Genomic DNA, 19,921 nt, shown 5'->3' with positions numbered 1-19,921 from the left:
TAATCATGGCAATGGAAAACATTATTGTAAAAGGAGCAAGGGCTCACAATCTTAAAAATATAGATGTTACAATTCCGAGAGATAAACTAGTGGTCGTAACGGGACTTTCCGGGTCAGGAAAGTCCTCGCTTGCCTTTGATACCATTTACGCAGAAGGTCAGCGCCGTTATGTTGAATCCCTTTCCGCCTACGCCCGGCAATTCCTTGGACAGATGGATAAGCCGGATGTCGACGCGATTGAGGGATTATCTCCGGCAATCTCGATTGATCAAAAAACAACAAGCCGAAATCCGCGGTCAACAGTAGGAACAGTAACCGAGATTTATGATTACTTACGACTGCTGTTTGCTAGAGTTGGGCATCCCACTTGTCCGATTCACGGAATTGAGATTTCGTCACAAACGATTGAGCAAATGGTAGACCGAATTCTGGAGTATCCGGAACGCACGAAAATGCAAATCCTTGCCCCAATTGTATCTGGCCGTAAGGGAGCACATGTAAAGGTGTTCGAGGATATTAAAAAGCAAGGCTTTGTACGTGTCCGGGTCGATGGTGAAATGCTCGATCTCAGTGATGAAATTGAGCTGGAAAAAAATAAAAAGCATTCCATCGAAGTAGTTGTTGACCGGATTGTCGTAAAAGAAGGGGTTTCTTCAAGGGTGGCTGATTCCCTTGAAACGGCCTTAGGACTCGGAGCTGGAAAAGTCATCGTCGACGTTATTGGGGAGGAAGAACTACTATTCAGTGAAAACCATGCCTGTCCGCACTGTGGTTTTTCCATTGGGGAATTAGAGCCGCGAATGTTTTCTTTTAATAGCCCGTTTGGTGCCTGCCCTCAGTGTGACGGGCTTGGCTCGAAGCTTGAGGTCGATGTTGACCTTGTGATTCCAAATAAGGATTTAACGCTAAAACAGCATGCAATTGCCCCGTGGGAGCCAACCAGTTCGCAATACTATCCGCAGCTGCTTGAGGCAGTCTGTGATCATTATGGTATCGACATGAATATTCCAGTTATAGATATTCCAAAACACCAAATGGATAAAATTTTATATGGATCTGACCGTGAAAAAATATATTTTCGCTATGAAAATGATTTCGGACAAATCCGTGAAGGTCATATTGAATTTGAAGGAGTACTCAGGAACGTTGAGCGCCGTTATAAAGAAACAAGTTCCGATTATATTCGTGAACAGATGGAAAAATACATGGGACAGCAGCCATGCCCGGCTTGTAAGGGGTATCGTTTAAAACCAGAAAGTTTGGCTGTCTTAATCTCTGGCAGGCATATTTCCCAGATTACGGACCTTTCTATTGAAGAAGCGCATCAATTTTTCTCCGAATTGAATCTATCTGAAAAAGAGATGCAAATTGCTAGGTTAATTTTTCGTGAGATTAGTGAGCGCTTAGGATTTCTGATTAATGTCGGTCTTGATTATTTGAACCTTAGCCGTACAGCGGGAACTCTTTCCGGCGGTGAGGCCCAGCGGATTCGCTTAGCCACCCAGATTGGATCACGGTTAACAGGGGTATTATATATTCTTGATGAACCTTCCATTGGACTGCACCAACGGGATAATGACCGTTTAATTGGAACCTTGCAAAACATGCGCGATATCGGGAATACCTTGATTGTCGTCGAACATGATGAGGACACAATGCTTGCGGCGGATTACTTAATTGATATCGGACCTGGTGCAGGGGTGCATGGCGGGGAAGTGATTTCTGCTGGTACACCTGAAGAAGTGATGGCCGATCCTAATTCTTTAACCGGCCAGTATTTATCAGGAAAGAAATTTATCCCACTCCCACTTGAACGCAGAAAATCTGACGGCCGTTTTGTTGAAATTAAAGGAGCCTCGGAGAACAATTTAAAAAATGTCAATGTGAAAATCCCACTTGGAATGTTTATTGCCGTTACCGGTGTCTCTGGGTCAGGGAAAAGTACGTTGATTAATGAAATCCTTCATAAGTCACTGGCACAAAAGCTGCATCATGCCAAAACGAAGCCGGGTGAGCATAAGAGCATTAAGGGGATTGACTATTTAGAAAAGGTCATAGATATTGACCAATCGCCAATCGGCAGAACTCCGCGTTCGAACCCAGCGACATACACAGGTGTGTTCGATGATGTTCGCGATGTTTTTGCGACAACGAATGAGGCAAAGGTTCGCGGTTATAAAAAAGGCCGTTTCAGCTTTAATGTTAAAGGCGGCCGCTGTGAGGCCTGCCGTGGTGACGGGATTATCAAAATTGAAATGCACTTTTTGCCTGATGTGTATGTCCCTTGTGAAGTGTGCCACGGGAAACGCTATAACCGCGAAACACTTGAGGTAAAGTACAAAGGAAAGAACATTGCCGATATATTAGATATGACGGTAGAGGCGGCTGTTCAATTTTTCGAGAACATTCCAAAAATCAGCCGCAAGCTGCAAACGATTTTGGATGTGGGGCTTGGCTACATCAAATTAGGGCAGCCGGCAACCACGTTATCTGGAGGGGAAGCGCAACGGGTGAAATTGGCATCGGAGCTCCATCGACGTTCAACTGGAAAATCCTTCTACATTTTGGATGAGCCGACAACCGGATTGCATGTGGATGATATTTCTAGGTTGCTTGTTGTGCTTCAGCGCTTGGTAGAGAATGGCGATACCGTTCTTGTTATCGAGCATAATCTTGATGTGATTAAAGCAGCGGATTATTTAATTGATCTAGGTCCGGAGGGCGGCGATAAGGGTGGTACTATTGTGGCGACCGGTACACCGGAAAAGGTCGCGGAGGTTCCTGAGTCCTATACAGGAAAATATTTAAAACCAATTCTTGAACGTGATCGCGTGCGGATGAAAAAGCAAATTGATGAAAAAGAAATGATTGCAAAAAGCTAAGGCCAGGTGCTCTAGCTTTTTTGCATGGGGAAAACTGAAACTTTAATTCCACTCAATTCGTATTAATAAAGTAGTACAGAAGGCGTAAAAGTCCCAGGAATGGAATAAGATGAATAGAATAAATGATTCGGGGTGAAAAACATGAAAGAGGAAAGAAAGCGGATTTTACAAATGGTTGAAGAGGGAAAATTAAAGGTTGACGAGGCACTATCCTTGCTTGAGGAGCTGGAAAAGGCACAGCAGACCATGGAGCAAAAACAGGAGCAAATCGTTCGTGAGCTTTCCACTGCAGTCAAGTTTGAGGAAGCGAATAAGGAAAATCAAGAATATGCAAATGGAAACAGGTTCCAATCTACAAAAGATAAAATATTTGACTTTGTTGATTCCGCTTTAAAAAAAATTAAAGACTTTGATCTCGATTTAAACTTCGGACAATCCGTAGAAATCTCCCATATTTTTCAACATGGCGACGTTTATTTAAAGGATATGGATTTGGATGTGGCCAACGGCTCATTAAAAATTGCTGCATGGGATCAGAAGGATGTTCGGATTGAATGTCAGGCAAAGGTATATCGGGTTGATACACCCGAACAGGCAAGACAAAACTTCTTAAAGGATGTCATTTTTGCCATAGAGGGGGAAAAACTGCGCTTTACGACCCAGCAAAAATGGATGAAGGTCGATGCGGTTATATATATCCCGCAGGCACAGTATGAACGAATTCGTGTAAGAATGTTTAATGGACCGATTTCAGGTGAAGAATTGAATGTAACCGATTTTCGCGTCAAAACCGCTAATGGTAAAATTGACTTAGCAAGGGTAACTGGAAAGCGAGCGGAAATCGAAACAGCCAATGGTCATATAAAGCTTCAAAATAGTATTATTGATGATATTGAGGCTGAGACCATTAATGGGGCAATTAAGCTGGATGGGAATTTTAGAAAGATGGCAACGCAAACATTCAATGGCAATGTAACATACAGCCTGAATGGCAATCGCTGTGAGTTAATCTCAGCAAAGGCAACCACAGGCAGTATTGATCTTTATGTTCCGGAGGGTGTTCCAGTTAATGGGGAATTAAAAACCAATCTCGGCGGCTTTAATATGAAGCTTGAGGGGGTCCAAATTCTCGAGGAAAAAAGCGAAATGATACAAAAATTACTGCGTTTCGAATCGATTAATCATCCTGAGCGACAGTTAAAGGTATTTGCCGACACAAAAACGGGTTCTATTACCATTCATAAATCAGACGGAGTTATTCCATTTAAATAGGTGGGAGTTTACATGAAAGAAACATTATTACCAATTGAGCAGGATGCGAGAAGATGAGATGGCTGATAGGAGTCCTAATTAATGCTATTTTATTTATGGCGCTTGCCGGATATTTTCGTGAAAGTATCCAACTGGCAGGTTTTACAGCTGCCCTTCAAGCAAGTTTTCTGCTCTCCATACTAAATATTTTGGTACGCCCACTGTTAATCCTGTTAACCCTGCCGGCAACCATTTTAACACTTGGCTTATTTTTGTTTGTGATAAATGCGCTTACCCTTGAGATTACTGATGCCATTATGGGACCGGCCTTTGAGATATCCGGCTTTGGAATGGCTCTGTTTGCTGCCATTATCATGGCAATTGTTAACCTGATTATTCAAAAGACGATTTTGGAACCTTCTAAAAAACAATAAAATGAAAAATAACGCGGGAGTGAATCCTGCGCTATTTTTTTGCAGTAAAATCAATAAAAACGTCAGTTCTTCGGCATAAACTTGTTCGGAAAATGGACATGGTTGTGTGGGAATTTAATAGAGTTGCATCTGTTTGTTTTCTTTTGCTCCTATGGTGTCATTTCAGAGAAATTGTCTAAATTATTTGGTTCTTGTTTAAAAAATGCTAAAATAAGAGGAAACTTATTTTAATTAATACCACTAGTATCAGCACTTATAACCAAATCATCAGCATCATTAGAAGTTTGCGCTTTTCTAAAAAAGGAGGAACCTACTTGGTAAAGGTACGCACGAAGGAAATTTTAGAAAAATTTCATCTAGAACTTATGAGTGGTGAAGAAGGAATTAACCGCCCGATTACCACAAGTGATATTTCCCGCCCTGGAATTGAAATGGCTGGATACTTTGAGTTTTATCCTGCAGAGCGAATCCAACTGTTAGGAAAAACAGAGCTTTCCTTTTTTGAGGAACTCACACCAAGTGAACGCATGTCCCGAATGGAACAGCTTTGCACCGATATTACTCCGGCAATCATTGTCACACGTGGATTAGAGGTTCCTCAAGAACTGTTTGAAGCGTCCGAACGCGAATCTGTTCCTGTCCTCCGCAGTGGTATGAAAACAACTCGATTTTCCAGCCGGTTAACCAATTTTTTAGAAAGTAAACTTGCGCCAACGACCGCTGTTCACGGTGTATTAGTCGATATTTACGGCGTCGGGGTGTTAATTACTGGTAAAAGCGGCGTTGGTAAAAGTGAAACTGCTTTGGAATTGGTGAAACGCGGGCACCGCTTAGTGGCTGATGATTGTGTTGAAATCCGCCAAGAGGATCAAGATACTCTTGTTGGAACTTCTCCAGAATTAATCGAGCATTTATTAGAAATCCGCGGGCTCGGAATCATCAATGTTATGACGTTATTTGGTGCGGGAGCTGTCCGCAGTAACAAAAAGATTTCGCTCGTCATTAGTCTCGAAAATTGGGATTCTCAAAAGCAGTATGACCGTCTTGGTTTAGACGAAGAAAAAATGAAAATTATTGATACAGATGTCACCAAACTGACTATTCCTGTTCGCCCAGGACGAAACATCGCAGTAATTATCGAAGTTGCGGCGATGAACTTCAGGCTTAAACGGATGGGTGTCAATGCCGCCCAGCAATTTACTGAGCGTCTCTCCGAGGTCATTGAAGAAGGCGAACATGAAGACATTTAAGGGAAATAAGGAGACTAGAACATGAAAGAAAATATTCAGCCGCTTAATCCCATTGCTTTTACACTTGGACCCATTCAAGTGCATTGGTATGGAATTATTATTGGTTCAGGATTGGCGCTTGCTTTGTTCCTTGCCATCAGGGAGGGGAATCGCCGCGGCCTGCCAAAGGATACATTTGCAGACTTAATGCTTTGGGCGATCCCGATTGCGATTATTTCAGCGCGGATTTATTATGTGATTTTTGAATGGAAGTATTATGCCCAGCATCCATCTGAGATTCCAGCCATATGGAATGGCGGGATTGCCATCCATGGGGCCCTTATCGGCTCCGTTATTACCACCTATGTTTTTGCGAAAAAGCGGGGAGTGTCCTTTTGGAAAATTACTGACATTGCTGCTCCAAGCCTCATTCTCGGCCAAGCCATCGGCCGATGGGGGAATTTTATGAACCAGGAAGCTCATGGTGGGGAAGTCACGAGAAGCTTCCTAGAAAATTTACATTTACCGAACTTCATTATCAATCAAATGTATATTAATGGAACTTATTATCATCCGACATTTTTATATGAATCTGTCTGGGACTTTATTGGCTTTATTTTATTAATACTGCTTCGCCGTGTTAATCTGCGCCGCGGGGAGTTATTCCTTTCCTATGTGATCTGGTATTCCGTCGGCCGTTTCTTCGTTGAAGGAATGAGGACTGACAGCCTTATGCTGACTAGTACTCTCAGAATGGCACAAATGATTTCCATTGTCCTAGTCATTGGTGCCGTGGCAATCCTGTTGATTAGACGAAAGAAGAATCTGTCAGAAGAGCGTTATTTAGATCAATCCATATCATAAGGCGGTGTGAGAAACAACCATGAAGAGCAACATTACCACCCTTCTATTTGATTTAGACGGGACATTAATCGATACGAATGAATTAATCATTGCGACTTATTTACACACACTTGAAAAATATTACCCAAACAAATATAAGCGAGAAGACGTACTTCCGTTCATGGGTCCTACCCTTCATGAGGCATTTTCAACCGTTGACCCTGACCGGGTTGAGGAAATGATTTTAGAATATCGGACCTATAATCTTGCCAACCATGATTTGCTCGTGAAAGAATTTCCTAGTGTGCTGGAAACCATCGGTACTTTGAAGGAAAAGGGCTATAAGCTTGGAGTTGTCACAACCAAGCGTCATGATACGAGTTTAAAGGGTCTACGCTTAATGAAGCTCGAGGAATATTTTGATGTCGTAGTTGCGCTGGATCATGTGACAAAAGTGAAGCCAGATCCGGAACCGATTCTTAAAGCGTTGGAGCAATTAAATTCCCAACCTGAGGAAACCATTATGGTCGGTGATAATTTCCATGATATTTTGGCTGGGAAAAATGCAGGAACAAAAACAGCAGGAGTCGCCTGGACCATTAAAGGCCGAGACTATCTTGCCAAATATGAACCAGATTATATGCTAGAGAACATGGCAGACTTATTAACCATTCTCGGAGAGTGAGAAGGATGAGAAATACAACCCGCTATCCGGTTGAAGGGGCGAATTCCCTATGGCATGTTTATAAGACTGTGCCATTTTGGAAGGTGGTCAAAAATTTTATTGTCATTCAGCTGGCACGTTACACACCCTTTCTCGGGATGAAAAACTGGCTGTACCGCACCTTCCTTCGGGTAAAGGTAGGGGAGCAAACCTCCTTTGCGTTAATGGTGATGCTCGACGTCATGTTTCCGGAAAAGATTAGTGTTGGCCGCAATACGGTGATTGGCTACAATACCACCATCCTGGCCCATGAATATTTAATCAAAGAATATCGGCTTGGCCCGATCGACATTGGCAGTGAAGTCATGATTGGCGCGAATTCGACGATTCTCCCTGGAGTTACAATTGGAGATGGGGCGATTGTTTCAGCCGGAACCCTTGTACATAAAGACGTACCGCCAGGGAGCTTTGTTGGCGGCAATCCAATGAGGGTAATCTACACAAGAGAAGAACTGGAAAAGCGCTGGGCAGCTGACCCGATTTATCGAAAAAATGAATAAGATTTTAGAAAAGAGCCCGGTTTTAGACTAGGCTCTTTCCTATTGTACAGACTATTCAATGAGATTTTTTCATTGACGAACTGCAACCCTAGCGTTAAACTACTAATAACTTTACTTTACTACCATATTAGCAGACTAAAGGATTTCCATAAAAAGGATGAGCGTAATGAGTCGTTTGTTTATGTTTGAGAAACCATTGGGCATGAGAGATACACTTCCAGAGTTATTTGAAAAAAAACATCGTGTTCAATCTTTATTAGCTGAAACGATTAAGCTTTGGGGCTATCAATTTATCGAAACCCCTACTCTTGAATACTATGAAACGGTCGGAGCGGCTTCAGCGATTCCGGACCGTCAACTTTTTAAATTACTTGATAAAGATGGGTATACGCTCGTATTGAGGCCGGAGATGACCGCCCCGATTGCACGTGTTGCCGCTTCTAAGCTATTGCAGGACGACCTGCCATTAAGGTTAGCCTATACGGCAAATGTTTATCGGGCTCAGCGCCGTGAAGGCGGGAGGCCGGCAGAATTTGAACAAATTGGCGTGGAGTTCATAAATGATGAGACCGTCTCGTGTGACGGTGAAGTGATATCACTTTTAGTCTCCTCTTTAAAGCAAGCCGGTTTGGATAAATTTCAAGTATCAATTGGCCATACCTCTTTTACCGAAGAATTATTTTTACAAATATTAGGTACGGAGGAACGGGCAGATTCACTAAGGAGATTTTTATTTGAAAAAAATTATGTCGGGTATCGTGAGCATATTCAAGCGCTCTCGTTGTCCTCGATTGATAAACAAAGGCTTCTGCAATTCCTAGAATTACGCGGCGGGGCAGAAGTGATCGGCATGGCACTTGATTTAATTGAAAATGAACAAGGAAAGCAAGCGATCCTCCAGCTCAAAGAATTATGGGATGTCCTCAGTGATTATGGAGTGCAGGATCAGGTGAGATTCGATTTAACCCTTGTCAGCCATATGAGTTACTACTCAGGAGTTTTCTTTGAAGCCTATGCAGGCAATGTTGGTTTTCCAATCGGTAATGGCGGCAGGTATAGTTTAATTGAGAAGTTTGGTAAAAAAGCAAGTGCGACCGGATTTGCACTTCAGCTTGACAGGGTATTAGAAGCTTTGGGTGAATTTGAAACCCAAAATGACTTGCAGTGTATTTTCTTCAGCCAGGAACGGCGAAAAGAGGGCTTTCTGTTAGCTCAAAAAATGCAGGAACAAGGGGAACGGGTCGTGCTTCAGGATATTTCCGGAGTGAAAAATCTAGATGCTTTTTCAAAGAAATTTTCCAATACCATCTATTTAATTGGAAAAGCAGGAAAGGAGCCTGCAGATGAGTGATTTACTAACGATTGCGATGCCTAAAGGACGGATTTTTGAAGAGGCGGTTGTATTACTTCGCCAGGCAGGCTACAAGCTGCCGCCGGAATTTGAAGATTCCCGTAAGCTAATCATCGATATTGAGGAAGAAGGTCTTCGGTTTATTTTATCCAAGCCAATGGATGTCCCTACTTATGTTGAACACGGGGTTGCCGATGTCGGTATTGCTGGGAAGGATGTTATGCTTGAGGAAGACCGAGACGTGTATGAGCTTCTTGATTTGAAAATCAGCAGCTGTTATTTGGCGGTGGCTGGTCTGCCGAACACGAAAATGAACGATGTGGCTCCAAAAGTAGCCACCAAATATCCCAAAGTGGCGGCTGCCTACTTCCGTGAGCAGGGCGAACAAGTGGAAATTATCCGTTTAAATGGATCGATTGAACTTGCCCCGATTATTGGTTTATCCGATCGGATTGTAGATATCGTTTCTTCCGGCAGGACATTGAAAGAAAACGGTCTTGTCGAATATGAACGAATTGTCGATGTGACTTCACGGGTCATCGTCAATCCTGTTAGTTATCGAATTAAGGATGTAAAAATAAATGAACTCGTATCAAGGCTTAATGAAGTGGTTTCAGCGGAGGTGGATTTATAATGAAAATTCAAAAAGTGGATGATTTGGTTTCCATTAAACGTTCGATTGAAACCGGTACGTCGGAACAGCTGTCGATTGTAAAAAATATTCTCTCCGATATCCGCACCCGCGGCGATGGAGCGTTACGGGAATATACAGAAAAATTTGACCGTGTACAATTAGCTTCTTTTTTCGTAACGGAAGAGGAAATCGCGGAAGCCTACAAGAAGGTGGATGAGGGTTTTGTTGCAATTGTTCGAGAAGCAGCGGAAAACATCCGCTCCTTCCATGAAAAACAGCTGCGTCCTTCCTGGATGACAACAGAAGAAAATGGAACAATCTTGGGACAAAAAATCACACCGCTTGATTCCGTAGGTGTTTATGTACCGGGAGGAACCGCCGCATACCCTTCTTCGGTGCTGATGAATGTGATTCCGGCTAAAGTCGCAGGGGTTAAACGGATTGTCATGGTATCGCCGCCCGACCAGGAAGGGAAGCTGCCTGCTGCCGTTTTAGTTGCCGCAAAGGAAGCCGGCGTGAAGGAAATCTATAAGGTCGGCGGGGCACAGGCAATTGCTGCACTTGCCTATGGAACAGCTTCAATTACAGCCGTTGATAAAATTACCGGACCGGGGAATATATTCGTTGCACTGGCAAAGCGTGAAGTTTTTGGAGATGTCGATATCGATATGATCGCCGGACCTAGCGAGATTGCAGTTCTTGCGGATGAAACAGCTAGGGCTGAAGAGATTGCAGCCGATTTATTATCACAGGCAGAGCATGATCCACGTGCCTGCAGTGTTCTAGTCACACCATCGCAACAATTGGCAGATGAGGTTTCTTTGGAGGTTGAAAAACAGCTGGCTTTGCTTCCGCGAAAAGAAATTGCTGCGCGTTCCATTGCAGATTACGGTGTCATTTATGTGGCAGAAAATCTGGATCAGGCAGTGGAGACAATCAATGTCCTTGCACCGGAACACTTAGAAATTATCACTGAAAATGCAATGGAGCTTCTTGGGAAAATCCGTCACGCAGGGGCGATTTTTATTGGACGATACAGTTCAGAGCCAGTTGGCGATTATTTTGCCGGTCCGAATCATGTATTACCGACCAACGGCACAGCACGGTTTTCCAGCCCATTAAATGTGGATGATTTTCAAAAGAAATCCAGTGTCATTGTATACAGTGAAAAAGCTTTAAGGGATAACGGTGCGAAAATCGCAGCGTTTGCCCGCATGGAAGGGCTAGAAGCACATGCAAGGGCAGTAGAAATGAGACTGAAAAACTAACTTGAGGAGGCCCCTTCATGGAAAGAGTGGCAGGAATTGAACGGAATACAAATGAAACACAAATTAAACTTTCTTTAGCAATCGATGGTGAAGGGCATTCAGAACTTGAAACAGGGGTGCCATTCCTTACACATATGCTTGACCTATTTACAAAACATGGGCAATTTAATCTTATGGTGGATGCGAAGGGCGATATTGAAGTTGATGATCACCATACTTCAGAAGACATCGGAATATGCCTCGGACAGGCACTTCGTGAAGCACTCGGTGATAAGCGGGGAATCAAACGCTATGGAAATGCGTTTGTACCAATGGACGAAGCATTGGCGCAAGTCGTGGTCGACCTCAGCAATCGCCCGCATCTTGAAATGCGGGCGGAATTCCCAGGTCAAAAGGTTGGGACTTTCGATACTGAACTCGTCCATGAGTTTTTATGGAAGCTGGCCCTTGAAGCGCGAATGAACCTTCATGTTATTGTACATTACGGAAAAAATACACATCATATGATCGAAGCTGTTTTTAAAGCATTGGGCAGGGCGCTTGATGAAGCGACGACGGTTGACCCACGTATCAAAGGGGTTCCATCGACAAAAGGGATGTTGTAGTAACAATAAAAACCACAACGAAGGGAGTGCTATCGATGATTGGCATTGTTGACTACGGAATGGGCAATCTTTTTAGTGTCAGTAAGGCGCTAGAGCGTTTAGACGCAGATTATTTTATTTCCGCCCAAAAAAGTGATTTGCTTGCGGCAGATGCGTTAATTCTTCCGGGTGTTGGTGCGTTCCGGGACGCAATGGAGCGCTTGCCAGTGGAAACGATTAAGGAATTTGCAGCAACAGGAAAACCGCTCCTTGGAATTTGTCTTGGCATGCAGCTTCTTTTTGAGGAAAGTGAAGAACATGGACCAACGAAGGGATTAGGCCTGTTACCAGGAAAGGTTGGCAGATTTCCAGGAAAAACAGATCAAGGAGAAACCTACAAGGTTCCTCATATGGGCTGGAACCGCCTTGAATTTGTTAAAGCCTCACCTCTTTTAAAAAATCTTGAAGAGGATTACGTTTATTTTGTCCATTCCTATTATGTGGACGCTGCTGACTCGGATGTATTATTGGCGAAGGCAAACTACCATGAGGAAGTCTCTGCAGTTGTTGGCAGGGAAAATATTTTTGGAATGCAGTTTCATCCGGAAAAAAGCAGTAAGCTTGGAATGGCACTTTTAAATAATTTTTTACAATTGGTTGATAAAAAGGAGGTTGTACGATGAGTATCACAATTTACCCTGCGATTGATATGCTGGGCGGAAAATGCGTACGCCTTCTGCAGGGAGATTACGAAAAAGAAACGATTTATGGGGACTCCCCTTTTGCGATGGCACAACAATTTGCGGCAGATGGGGCAGAATGGATCCACATGGTAGATCTTGATGGGGCAAAGGATGGAAAACGTGTTAATGATCGTTTTGTTATTGAGGCAGCCAAGCAATTGTCGGTGAACATTCAAATCGGCGGCGGTATTCGCTCTGAAGAAGATATCGCCCATTACCTTGAAAATGGGGTAAATCGGGTGATTATTGGGAGCATTGCTGTTTCTAATCCTGATTTTGCAATTGAAATGATTAAAAAATACCGAGAGCAAATTGTAATCGGCATTGATGCGAAGGATGGCTTTGTGGCAACACATGGCTGGCTTGATACATCAAAGGTAAAGGCGGTTGATTTAGGCAAACGGTTTGCTGAAGCAGGTGCCGAGACGTTCATTTTTACAGATATCGCCACAGATGGAACGCTTGCCGGACCAAATATTGCCGCGGTTTGCGAACTGGCAAAAGTGACGGGCAAAAATGTAATTGCTTCCGGCGGCGTGAGCAGTTTAGCCGATCTCAGTGCCTTAAAATCGGTTTCCTATCAGGGCGTAGGCGGTGCCATTGTTGGAAAGGCTCTCTATGAAAACCGGTTTACTTTAAAGGAAGCACTTGATGAGGTGAGAGTATGGCCTTAACAAAACGAATTATTCCTTGTTTGGATGTAAAAGAAGGCCGGGTTGTAAAAGGAATCCAGTTCGTCGAGCTGCGGGATGCCGGTGATCCTGTGGAACTGGCGAGATTTTATGATGAACAAGGTGCTGATGAACTTGTATTTCTTGATATTTCTGCATCGGTAGAAGGCAGAAAAACGATGGTTGAGGTTGTAAAAGCAGTTGCCTCGGAACTTGCAATCCCTTTTACGGTTGGTGGGGGAATCAATGCTTTAGAGGATATGAAACGAATTCTTCGGGCCGGGGCAGACAAGGTATCATTAAATACAGCTGCCGTTTTAAATCCCAAGCTGATTGAAGAAGGCGCTAATTTTTTCGGATCTCAGTGTATCGTTGTTGCCATTGATGCAAAATTTGATAAAGAGATCGGGACGTGGCGTGTTTATACCCATGGCGGCCGCACACCAACAGATAAAAAAGTAGTAGAATGGGCACAGGAAGCAGCTGCCCTTGGTGCTGGGGAAATCTTATTAACGAGTATGGACAGCGATGGCGAGAAAAATGGCTTCGACCTTGAACTGACAAAAGCAGTGGGCGATGCAGTATCGATCCCGGTGATTGCTTCAGGCGGCGCGGGAAATGCAGCCCATTTTGAAGAAGCATTTCTAACAGCAAAAGCGGATGCGGCACTTGCGGCTTCCATTTTTCACTATAAAGAAACGTCTGTACATGAAGTGAAGAGCTACTTAAGGGAAAAGGGAGTGACGGTACGATGAAGGTGAAATTTGATGAAAAGGGACTTGTTCCTGCGATTATCCAGGATGCGGGTACAAAAGAAGTATTAACACTTGCTTATATGAATGAAGAATCGCTCAAGAAAACATTGGAAACAGGAGAAACATGGTTTTACAGCCGCTCTCGCCAGGAGCTTTGGCATAAGGGGGAAACGAGCGGGAATACACAGTCTGTTGTGAGCATTAACTATGACTGTGATCAAGATGCGCTCTTAGTACTTGTTTATCCGAAGGGCCCTGCCTGCCATACCGGTGCGGTTAGTTGTTTTTCCGAAAGAGTATATGAAGGCGGATCAAGTTTAGACGATTATCAAATCTTGCAATCTCTTGAGAAAGTCATTTTAGACCGGCAGCGGGAACGTCCGGAAGGGGCATATACAACCTACCTTTTTGAAAAAGGCGTCGATAAGATTTTGAAAAAGGTAGGGGAAGAAGCAGCGGAAGTGATCATTGCGGCAAAAAATCGCAGCCATGAAGAACTAAAGTGGGAAGCATCGGACTTACTCTACCACCTTCAAGTTTTGTTGGTTGAACAAGAACTTCCGTTTAAAGAAGTATTAAAAACATTAGAAGAAAGACACAAAGACCGGTCGTAAGTTGGCTGGTTTTTTTCTTTTCGACAAAACTCGGGCGGTGCCTGTCACCACCCGAATTTTGTCGAATTTCTACTGTCTTTGCCTTCCAGACTCTTCTCGTACAAGCGCCTATTATGTTATACTACATTAGTTATGTAAGTTTACTGAAAGATGGAGGACATTATGGGAAAAGACTCGAAAGCAAGAATTCAAAAGGGAAAAATTCTCTCATTTGTCCCAACAGGGGAATATTACTTCAAGAAGGGATTAAAGGCCTACTATCGACGTGACTTTATCAAAGCAAAGAAATACCTAGGGCGTGCCATGCAGCTTGAACCAGGTGAACCCATTATTACTTGCCAGTTGGCTATTGTATCGACAGAACTAGGTGAATTTGAAAATTCAAATCGACTTTTGCATCAGATTCTTGAAGAACTTGATGAACAAATGGTAGAATGCCATTATTTTTTAGCGAATAATTATGCCCATATGGGATTATTTAAAGATGCTTATCACCATGCAAAACTTTATATAGAGCTTGAGCCCGACGGTGAATTTATTGAAGATACAGAAGACCTACTCGAGTTACTTCTTTTTGAAGAAGAGGATCTTGAAGATGAGCTTTATCAGCAGGATGATCTTATTGTAAAACAAGAACAAGCCAGAGATTTACTAGAGTCAGGATATTTTCCAAAGGCAATTGAATTATTAAAAGACGTTGTCGAAGAATATCCAGAGTATTGGTCAGCCTATAATAATTTAGCCCTTGCCTATTTTTATTTAGGAAAAACAGAAAAAGCAGAATCGATTTTAGAGGATGTTTTGGTGAGAAATCCGGGGAATCTTCATGCCCTTTGCAACCGGCTTGTATTTGCCCATTATCAAGGGGAATTTAAGAGCGCTGAAAGATTAATGGAATCCTTGAAAAAAATAAAACCGCTTCTTGTTGAACAACAGTTTAAATTAGGGGCAACGTTTGCCTTAGTAGGGGAATATGAACTTGCCTACTTTTGGCTTAAAAAGCTATATAAAAATGGCTTTGATGGAGACGGTCCATTCTACTATTGGCTCTCGAGTGCCGCCTACCAAATCGGTAATAAACCCTTTGCCCAAAATATTTGGAAAAAGGTTCTTGAAATCAATCCTGAAAAAGAAGGATTTGAGCCATGGAATACTGACAAAGTGCAGGGGAGTGGATTTGAGGACCATCCAAGTTCCATATTTCAAAAATTAGACAGTGATTATATTGAGGAACGATTATTTGCTCTATTTCTTACAGCTTTATCAGATAAAGCGGAAGATATTTTTTCATCCAAACGATTTTTGGATAACCAAAAGCTGACGCCGATGGAACAGGAATACATGTCGTTTATCAAATCTGGTACCCCATCGATTTCGGCTGATGCGCATGAAATTGCCGCGCTTTTATACCAAAATCATCAACCAATTGGTCCGATTGAATCGGGTTTATATTTAATCTGGTTTTCGACATTTGTGGAAATCTCGAAGTCGGATGTCAAATTGAAAAATAAGCAGGCCTGGGCCGGAGCAATTGACTATGTTTGGAACAAGCTTCGCAGCGAAAAAGTAACGCGTGAGGAAATTGCAGAACGGTATGGGCTTTCCACAGCGACTGTCGGAAAATATGTTAAATTGGTGAACAACTTTTTAAACTGAAACAAGGTATTTTCGCTCTTTTAACAAGCATATTTTTGGACTATAATCTATTTGTTTTATACGATTAGGGAAAGGGAATGATATAACCTAATCGTATTTTTTATAGGGAGTGAAAAAAGTGTCCGAAGAGAAAATTTATGATGTTATTATTGCGGGTGCCGGCCCAGCTGGTATGACCGCTGCAGTATATACTTCACGTGCAAACCTTTCAACACTTATGATTGAACGCGGAATGCCAGGCGGGCAGATGGCCAATACTGAAGATGTTGAAAATTATCCAGGCTTTGAAAGTATTTTAGGCCCGGATTTATCCACCAAAATGTTTGAGCATGCTAAAAAGTTTGGTGCAGAATATGCCTATGGTGATATTAAAGAAATTGTGGACCATGGTGAATATAAAGTAGTAAATGCAGGTTCAAAACAATATAAAGCCTATTCGGTCATTATTACGACTGGTGCTGAATATAAAAAGGTTGGCGCACCTGGTGAAAAGGAACTAGGCGGACGTGGTGTTTCTTATTGTGCAGTTTGTGATGGTGCTTTCTTTAAAAACAAAGAACTTGTTGTAATCGGCGGCGGTGACTCAGCTGTTGAAGAAGGTGTTTATTTAACAAGATTTGCATCAAAGGTAACGATTGTTCATCGCCGTGATCAGCTTCGCGCTCAAAAAATTCTTCAAGACCGAGCGTTTGCCAATGAGAAAGTGGATTTCATTTGGAATCACACCATCAAATCGATTAACGAAAAGGATGGTAAGGTTGGCAGTGTTACATTGGTTTCTACTGTAGATGGTGAGGAGCAGGAATATAAGGCGGATGGTGTATTTATTTATGTCGGAATGCTGCCATTATCGAAACCATTTACAAACCTTGGGATCACGAATGAAAATGGCTATATTGAAACAAATGAACGAATGGAAACAAAAGTGCCTGGAATTTTCGCTGCTGGAGATATTCGCGAAAAAACATTGCGCCAAATCGTAACCGCTACAGGTGACGGCAGTATTGCCGCACAAGCTGCCCAGCATTATGTCGAGGAGCTTAAGGAAGAATTAAAACAAAAACAATAAAAAATGGAAAAAAGTAACTCTGTTTTAATTCTTCTGTAACAGTAGTGAAATATTGATGGGGTAAGATAGAGATAGTAATTGACCCCCTTTAAAAATATACCTTTTTTGTGCACAGGCTAAAGCCTGTGCTATTTTTTTGCTTTTCCTGAGGATTTAAATAAAGCAGGAATTTTTTAGTTAATTATCAAATTTGTATTCATTGTGACTGGATATTAAAAATAGTATAATGAAATGAATCATGAACACGGAAATTTTTTTGAAAAAAAATTATCGATAGAGGCTAGTTTTTAGTGCGTGGGGTTAGGCGCTTACGTTTGTGAAAGAAGGTGAAAAAAGTGCAGCGAGTCACCAATTGTGTTTTAATAAGGGATAATCAAATCTTGTTGCTGCAAAAGCCACGACGTGGCTGGTGGGTGGCACCGGGCGGCAAAATGGAGCCGGGTGAGTCTGTCAGAGATTCCTGTATTCGTGAATACCGCGAAGAAACGGGAATATATTTGAAAAACCCACAATTAAAAGGCGTTTTTACGATGATTATCAAAGAAAATGATTGTGTGGAATCTGAATGGATGATGTTTTCATTTTTGGCCAATGACTCAGATGGCATGGATGTCGAGGAGTCAGAAGAAGGAATTCTTCAATGGCATACATTGGATCAGATTAAAAATCTGCCAATGGCAGCGGGTGATTATCATATTATCGATTATATGATTCACGGAAAAGGAATCATTTACGGCACTTTTACGTATACAAAAGATTTTGAACTAATCAGTTATCGATTAGATCCAAGCTAATTTATAGGGGGAATTGAAAATGAGTACCGGGTCTACGGGCGATACTCAAATGGTCATCATTACAGGAATGTCTGGAGCAGGAAAAACAGTTGCCATTCAAAGCTTTGAAGATTTAGGGTTCTTCTGTGTGGATAATTTACCCCCGACATTATTACCAAAGTTTCTTGAACTAATGAAGGAATCAGGGAATAAAATGAATAAAGTGGCCTTAGTCATGGATTTGCGTGGGAGAGAGTTTTTTGATCATCTTTTTAAAGCTCTTGATGACCTAGCCGAAACCTCATGGGTTACACCAAGGATTTTATTCTTAGATTCAGATGATTCCACTTTAGTGCGCAGGTATAAAGAAACAAGACGGTCACACCCGCTTGCCCATGAAGGGCTTCCGTTAGAAGGAATTAAGCTGGAAAGAGAGCTATTAGAGGAATTAAAAGGCCGGGCCCAATTAATTTATAATACTTCAGAGATGAAACCGCGCGAATTGCGGGAAAAAATTTTAACGGAATTTACTGCGAATAAAGAACATATCTTTACTGTTAATGTCATGTCATTTGGATTTAAGCATGGGCTTCCAATCGATGCTGACCTTGTATTTGATGTGCGTTTTCTGCCAAATCCACATTATATTGATCATATGCGCCCTAAAACAGGAATGGATGAGGAAGTCTCCAGTTATGTTTTGAAATGGAGCGAAACCCAAAAGTTTTTAGAAAAGGTTACGGACTTGCTTTCCTTTATGCTTCCTCATTATAAGCGTGAGGGAAAGGCACAATTGATTATTGCGATTGGTTGTACGGGCGGGCAGCACCGCTCAGTAGCACTTGCGGAATATATTGGGAAGTTTTTCGAGAAGGATTACAAGACTTGTATTTCGCACCGTGACATTGAAAGGAGAAAGGAAAAAACTACATGAGCAATTTCGGACAGCCAAGAATCGTCATCATTGGTGGGGGAACTGGATTGCCTGTTTTGTTGCGAGGGTTGAAGCAATATCCTGTTGATATCACTGCGATTGTTACCGTTGCGGATGACGGTGGAAGTTCAGGGAGATTGCGGGACGATTTGCATATTCCACCGCCCGGAGATATTCGTAATGTATTAGCGGCCATGTCGGATGTAGAGCCGCTTGTCGAGGAAATGTTTCAGCATCGTTTTAAAACCTCAAATGAGTTATCGGGACACTCACTTGGAAACCTCATACTTGCTGCTATGACATCGATTACCGGCAACTTTGTGCATGCTATTCAAGAAATGAGTAAGGTTTTAAATGTTCGCGGCAAGGTATTACCTGCTGCCAATCAAAGCGTAGTACTGCATGCTGAAATGGAAGATGGGACTGTCGTTTCAGGTGAATCGAAGATCCCGTATTCCGGTAAAAAAATAAAAAGAGTTTTTTTGACACCAGATGATATTCGTCCATTACCTGAATCCATTCAGGCGATACGCCAGGCTGATCTAATTATCATTGGCCCAGGAAGCCTTTTTACAAGCATTTTGCCGAACCTTCTTGTTCCAAAGCTTGGTGACGAAATATGCAAGGCACATGCAAAAAAAGTGTATATCTGTAATTTGATGACACAGGCAGGGGAAACGCACGGCTTTACAGCAAGTGATCATGTAAAGGCGATTTACAATCACATGAAATGCGCGTTTATTAATACAGTTCTGGTCAATAATGAAGAAATTCCACCGGAGGTACAGCTCCGTTATAATGAAGAATTAGCGGACCCTGTTCTCTATGACTTTCCATTTCTTTATGAGCTCGGTTTAGAAGTGGTTCATGCTGATATTGCCATTCAGGAAAACGGGGCATTAAGGCATGACCCGAAAAAAGTAGCAAACATCTTATACAATTTGCTTATAGATGAAACTAAAAAGCGTTATCATCGTAAATAATAGCAGGCAAGAAATTTGAGGGG

The 19,921-nt window shown here is 42.4% G+C and carries 20 protein-coding genes; all 20 read left to right on the top strand.

The window, feature by feature from the left end:
* The first annotated feature begins 5 nt into the window (after nucleotides 1-5).
* The 20 genes from uvrA to mgfK all read left to right on the top strand — a co-directional run bounded on the left by uvrA (nucleotide 6) and on the right by mgfK (nucleotide 19,898).
* On the top strand, nucleotides 6-2,882 hold the full coding sequence (gene uvrA, locus RCG21_RS29035) for an excinuclease ABC subunit UvrA (RefSeq protein WP_133333963.1): 2,877 nt from the start codon (nucleotides 6-8) through the stop codon (nucleotides 2,880-2,882).
* 141 nt (nucleotides 2,883-3,023) lie between these two features.
* The gene (locus tag RCG21_RS29030) at nucleotides 3,024-4,154 is read left to right on the top strand and encodes a DUF4097 family beta strand repeat-containing protein (protein WP_133333964.1); all 1,131 of its coding nucleotides are present in this window, start codon (nucleotides 3,024-3,026) and stop codon (nucleotides 4,152-4,154) included.
* A 53-nt stretch (nucleotides 4,155-4,207) separates the two neighbouring features.
* Nucleotides 4,208-4,567 (top strand): phage holin family protein, encoded by a 360-nt coding sequence (locus RCG21_RS29025; RefSeq protein ID WP_133333965.1) that lies wholly within the window; start codon nucleotides 4,208-4,210, stop codon nucleotides 4,565-4,567.
* Between the two features lie 314 nt (nucleotides 4,568-4,881).
* Nucleotides 4,882-5,817 (top strand): HPr(Ser) kinase/phosphatase, encoded by a 936-nt coding sequence (gene hprK, locus RCG21_RS29020; protein ID WP_308914033.1) that lies wholly within the window; start codon nucleotides 4,882-4,884, stop codon nucleotides 5,815-5,817.
* 21 nt (nucleotides 5,818-5,838) lie between these two features.
* Nucleotides 5,839-6,660, top strand: a complete 822-nt coding sequence (gene lgt / locus RCG21_RS29015) for a prolipoprotein diacylglyceryl transferase (protein ID WP_133333967.1) — start codon at nucleotides 5,839-5,841, stop codon at nucleotides 6,658-6,660.
* A gap of 19 nt (nucleotides 6,661-6,679) precedes the next feature.
* Nucleotides 6,680-7,324 carry a pyrophosphatase PpaX gene (gene ppaX / locus RCG21_RS29010; protein ID WP_133333968.1) on the top strand — a complete coding sequence of 215 codons (645 nt, stop codon included), beginning with the start codon at nucleotides 6,680-6,682 and terminating at the stop codon, nucleotides 7,322-7,324.
* A gap of 5 nt (nucleotides 7,325-7,329) precedes the next feature.
* Nucleotides 7,330-7,863, top strand: coding sequence for an acyltransferase (locus tag RCG21_RS29005; protein ID WP_133333969.1), 534 nt, complete (start codon nucleotides 7,330-7,332; stop codon nucleotides 7,861-7,863).
* Between the two features lie 166 nt (nucleotides 7,864-8,029).
* Nucleotides 8,030-9,214 (top strand): ATP phosphoribosyltransferase regulatory subunit, encoded by a 1,185-nt coding sequence (locus RCG21_RS29000; protein ID WP_133333970.1) that lies wholly within the window; start codon nucleotides 8,030-8,032, stop codon nucleotides 9,212-9,214.
* Complete coding sequence (gene hisG / locus RCG21_RS28995) at nucleotides 9,207-9,848, top strand: ATP phosphoribosyltransferase (protein WP_026575949.1); 642 nt, start codon at nucleotides 9,207-9,209, stop codon at nucleotides 9,846-9,848. The genes RCG21_RS29000 and hisG overlap by 8 nt, the downstream gene beginning before the upstream one ends.
* Nucleotides 9,848-11,116: a histidinol dehydrogenase gene (gene hisD, locus RCG21_RS28990; protein ID WP_133333971.1), complete on the top strand. Its 1,269-nt coding sequence runs from the start codon at nucleotides 9,848-9,850 to the stop codon at nucleotides 11,114-11,116. The genes hisG and hisD overlap by 1 nt, the downstream gene beginning before the upstream one ends.
* 17 nt (nucleotides 11,117-11,133) lie before the next feature.
* On the top strand, nucleotides 11,134-11,721 hold the full coding sequence (gene hisB / locus RCG21_RS28985; protein WP_133333972.1) for an imidazoleglycerol-phosphate dehydratase HisB: 588 nt from the start codon (nucleotides 11,134-11,136) through the stop codon (nucleotides 11,719-11,721).
* A 35-nt stretch (nucleotides 11,722-11,756) separates the two neighbouring features.
* Entirely contained in the window at nucleotides 11,757-12,383 is a 627-nt protein-coding gene (gene hisH, locus RCG21_RS28980; RefSeq protein ID WP_133333973.1) for an imidazole glycerol phosphate synthase subunit HisH, read from the top strand.
* Complete coding sequence (gene hisA / locus RCG21_RS28975) at nucleotides 12,380-13,117, top strand: 1-(5-phosphoribosyl)-5-[(5-phosphoribosylamino)methylideneamino]imidazole-4-carboxamide isomerase (protein WP_133333974.1); 738 nt, start codon at nucleotides 12,380-12,382, stop codon at nucleotides 13,115-13,117. The genes hisH and hisA overlap by 4 nt, the downstream gene beginning before the upstream one ends.
* Nucleotides 13,108-13,869, top strand: coding sequence for an imidazole glycerol phosphate synthase subunit HisF (hisF, locus tag RCG21_RS28970; protein WP_133333975.1), 762 nt, complete (start codon nucleotides 13,108-13,110; stop codon nucleotides 13,867-13,869). Before hisA ends, hisF begins: the two co-directional genes overlap by 10 nt.
* Nucleotides 13,866-14,483: a bifunctional phosphoribosyl-AMP cyclohydrolase/phosphoribosyl-ATP diphosphatase HisIE gene (gene hisIE, locus RCG21_RS28965; protein WP_133333976.1), complete on the top strand. Its 618-nt coding sequence runs from the start codon at nucleotides 13,866-13,868 to the stop codon at nucleotides 14,481-14,483. The genes hisF and hisIE overlap by 4 nt, the downstream gene beginning before the upstream one ends.
* Nucleotides 14,484-14,645: 162 nt before the next feature.
* On the top strand, nucleotides 14,646-16,139 hold the full coding sequence (locus RCG21_RS28960) for a tetratricopeptide repeat protein (RefSeq protein WP_133333977.1): 1,494 nt from the start codon (nucleotides 14,646-14,648) through the stop codon (nucleotides 16,137-16,139).
* A gap of 118 nt (nucleotides 16,140-16,257) precedes the next feature.
* Nucleotides 16,258-17,208: a thioredoxin-disulfide reductase gene (gene trxB / locus RCG21_RS28955; RefSeq protein WP_133333978.1), complete on the top strand. Its 951-nt coding sequence runs from the start codon at nucleotides 16,258-16,260 to the stop codon at nucleotides 17,206-17,208.
* 335 nt (nucleotides 17,209-17,543) lie between these two features.
* Complete coding sequence (locus tag RCG21_RS28950; RefSeq protein ID WP_133333979.1) at nucleotides 17,544-18,002, top strand: NUDIX hydrolase; 459 nt, start codon at nucleotides 17,544-17,546, stop codon at nucleotides 18,000-18,002.
* A gap of 19 nt (nucleotides 18,003-18,021) precedes the next feature.
* Nucleotides 18,022-18,915 (top strand): RNase adapter RapZ, encoded by an 894-nt coding sequence (rapZ, locus tag RCG21_RS28945; RefSeq protein ID WP_026575959.1) that lies wholly within the window; start codon nucleotides 18,022-18,024, stop codon nucleotides 18,913-18,915.
* Nucleotides 18,912-19,898 carry a gluconeogenesis morphogenetic factor MgfK gene (gene mgfK, locus RCG21_RS28940; RefSeq protein WP_133333980.1) on the top strand — a complete coding sequence of 329 codons (987 nt, stop codon included), beginning with the start codon at nucleotides 18,912-18,914 and terminating at the stop codon, nucleotides 19,896-19,898. Before rapZ ends, mgfK begins: the two co-directional genes overlap by 4 nt.
* The last annotated feature ends 23 nt before the right edge of the window (nucleotides 19,899-19,921 follow it).

It is taken from the genome of Bacillus salipaludis (assembly GCF_030938565.1).
Lineage (GTDB): Bacteria > Bacillota > Bacilli > Bacillales > Cytobacillaceae > Neobacillus > Neobacillus salipaludis_A.
The sequence above is the reverse complement of the archived record's forward strand: the minus strand, read 5'-3'. Positions and strand labels throughout refer to the sequence as shown.

Bases quoted from the DNA above. Each gene is read 5' to 3' on its own strand.
- uvrA (WP_133333963.1), top strand. From the start codon at position 6: ATGGCAATGGAAAACATTATTGTAAAAGGAGCAAGGGCTCACAATCTT.
- RCG21_RS29030 (WP_133333964.1), top strand. From the start codon at position 3,024: ATGAAAGAGGAAAGAAAGCGGATTTTACAAATGGTTGAAGAGGGAAAA.
- RCG21_RS29025 (WP_133333965.1), top strand. From the start codon at position 4,208: ATGAGATGGCTGATAGGAGTCCTAATTAATGCTATTTTATTTATGGCG.
- lgt (WP_133333967.1), top strand. From the start codon at position 5,839: ATGAAAGAAAATATTCAGCCGCTTAATCCCATTGCTTTTACACTTGGA.
- ppaX (WP_133333968.1), top strand. From the start codon at position 6,680: ATGAAGAGCAACATTACCACCCTTCTATTTGATTTAGACGGGACATTA.
- RCG21_RS29005 (WP_133333969.1), top strand. From the start codon at position 7,330: ATGAGAAATACAACCCGCTATCCGGTTGAAGGGGCGAATTCCCTATGG.
- RCG21_RS29000 (WP_133333970.1), top strand. From the start codon at position 8,030: ATGAGTCGTTTGTTTATGTTTGAGAAACCATTGGGCATGAGAGATACA.
- hisG (WP_026575949.1), top strand. From the start codon at position 9,207: ATGAGTGATTTACTAACGATTGCGATGCCTAAAGGACGGATTTTTGAA.
- hisD (WP_133333971.1), top strand. From the start codon at position 9,848: ATGAAAATTCAAAAAGTGGATGATTTGGTTTCCATTAAACGTTCGATT.
- hisB (WP_133333972.1), top strand. From the start codon at position 11,134: ATGGAAAGAGTGGCAGGAATTGAACGGAATACAAATGAAACACAAATT.
- hisH (WP_133333973.1), top strand. From the start codon at position 11,757: ATGATTGGCATTGTTGACTACGGAATGGGCAATCTTTTTAGTGTCAGT.
- hisA (WP_133333974.1), top strand. From the start codon at position 12,380: ATGAGTATCACAATTTACCCTGCGATTGATATGCTGGGCGGAAAATGC.
- hisF (WP_133333975.1), top strand. From the start codon at position 13,108: ATGGCCTTAACAAAACGAATTATTCCTTGTTTGGATGTAAAAGAAGGC.
- hisIE (WP_133333976.1), top strand. From the start codon at position 13,866: ATGAAGGTGAAATTTGATGAAAAGGGACTTGTTCCTGCGATTATCCAG.
- RCG21_RS28960 (WP_133333977.1), top strand. From the start codon at position 14,646: ATGGGAAAAGACTCGAAAGCAAGAATTCAAAAGGGAAAAATTCTCTCA.
- rapZ (WP_026575959.1), top strand. From the start codon at position 18,022: ATGAGTACCGGGTCTACGGGCGATACTCAAATGGTCATCATTACAGGA.
- mgfK (WP_133333980.1), top strand. From the start codon at position 18,912: ATGAGCAATTTCGGACAGCCAAGAATCGTCATCATTGGTGGGGGAACT.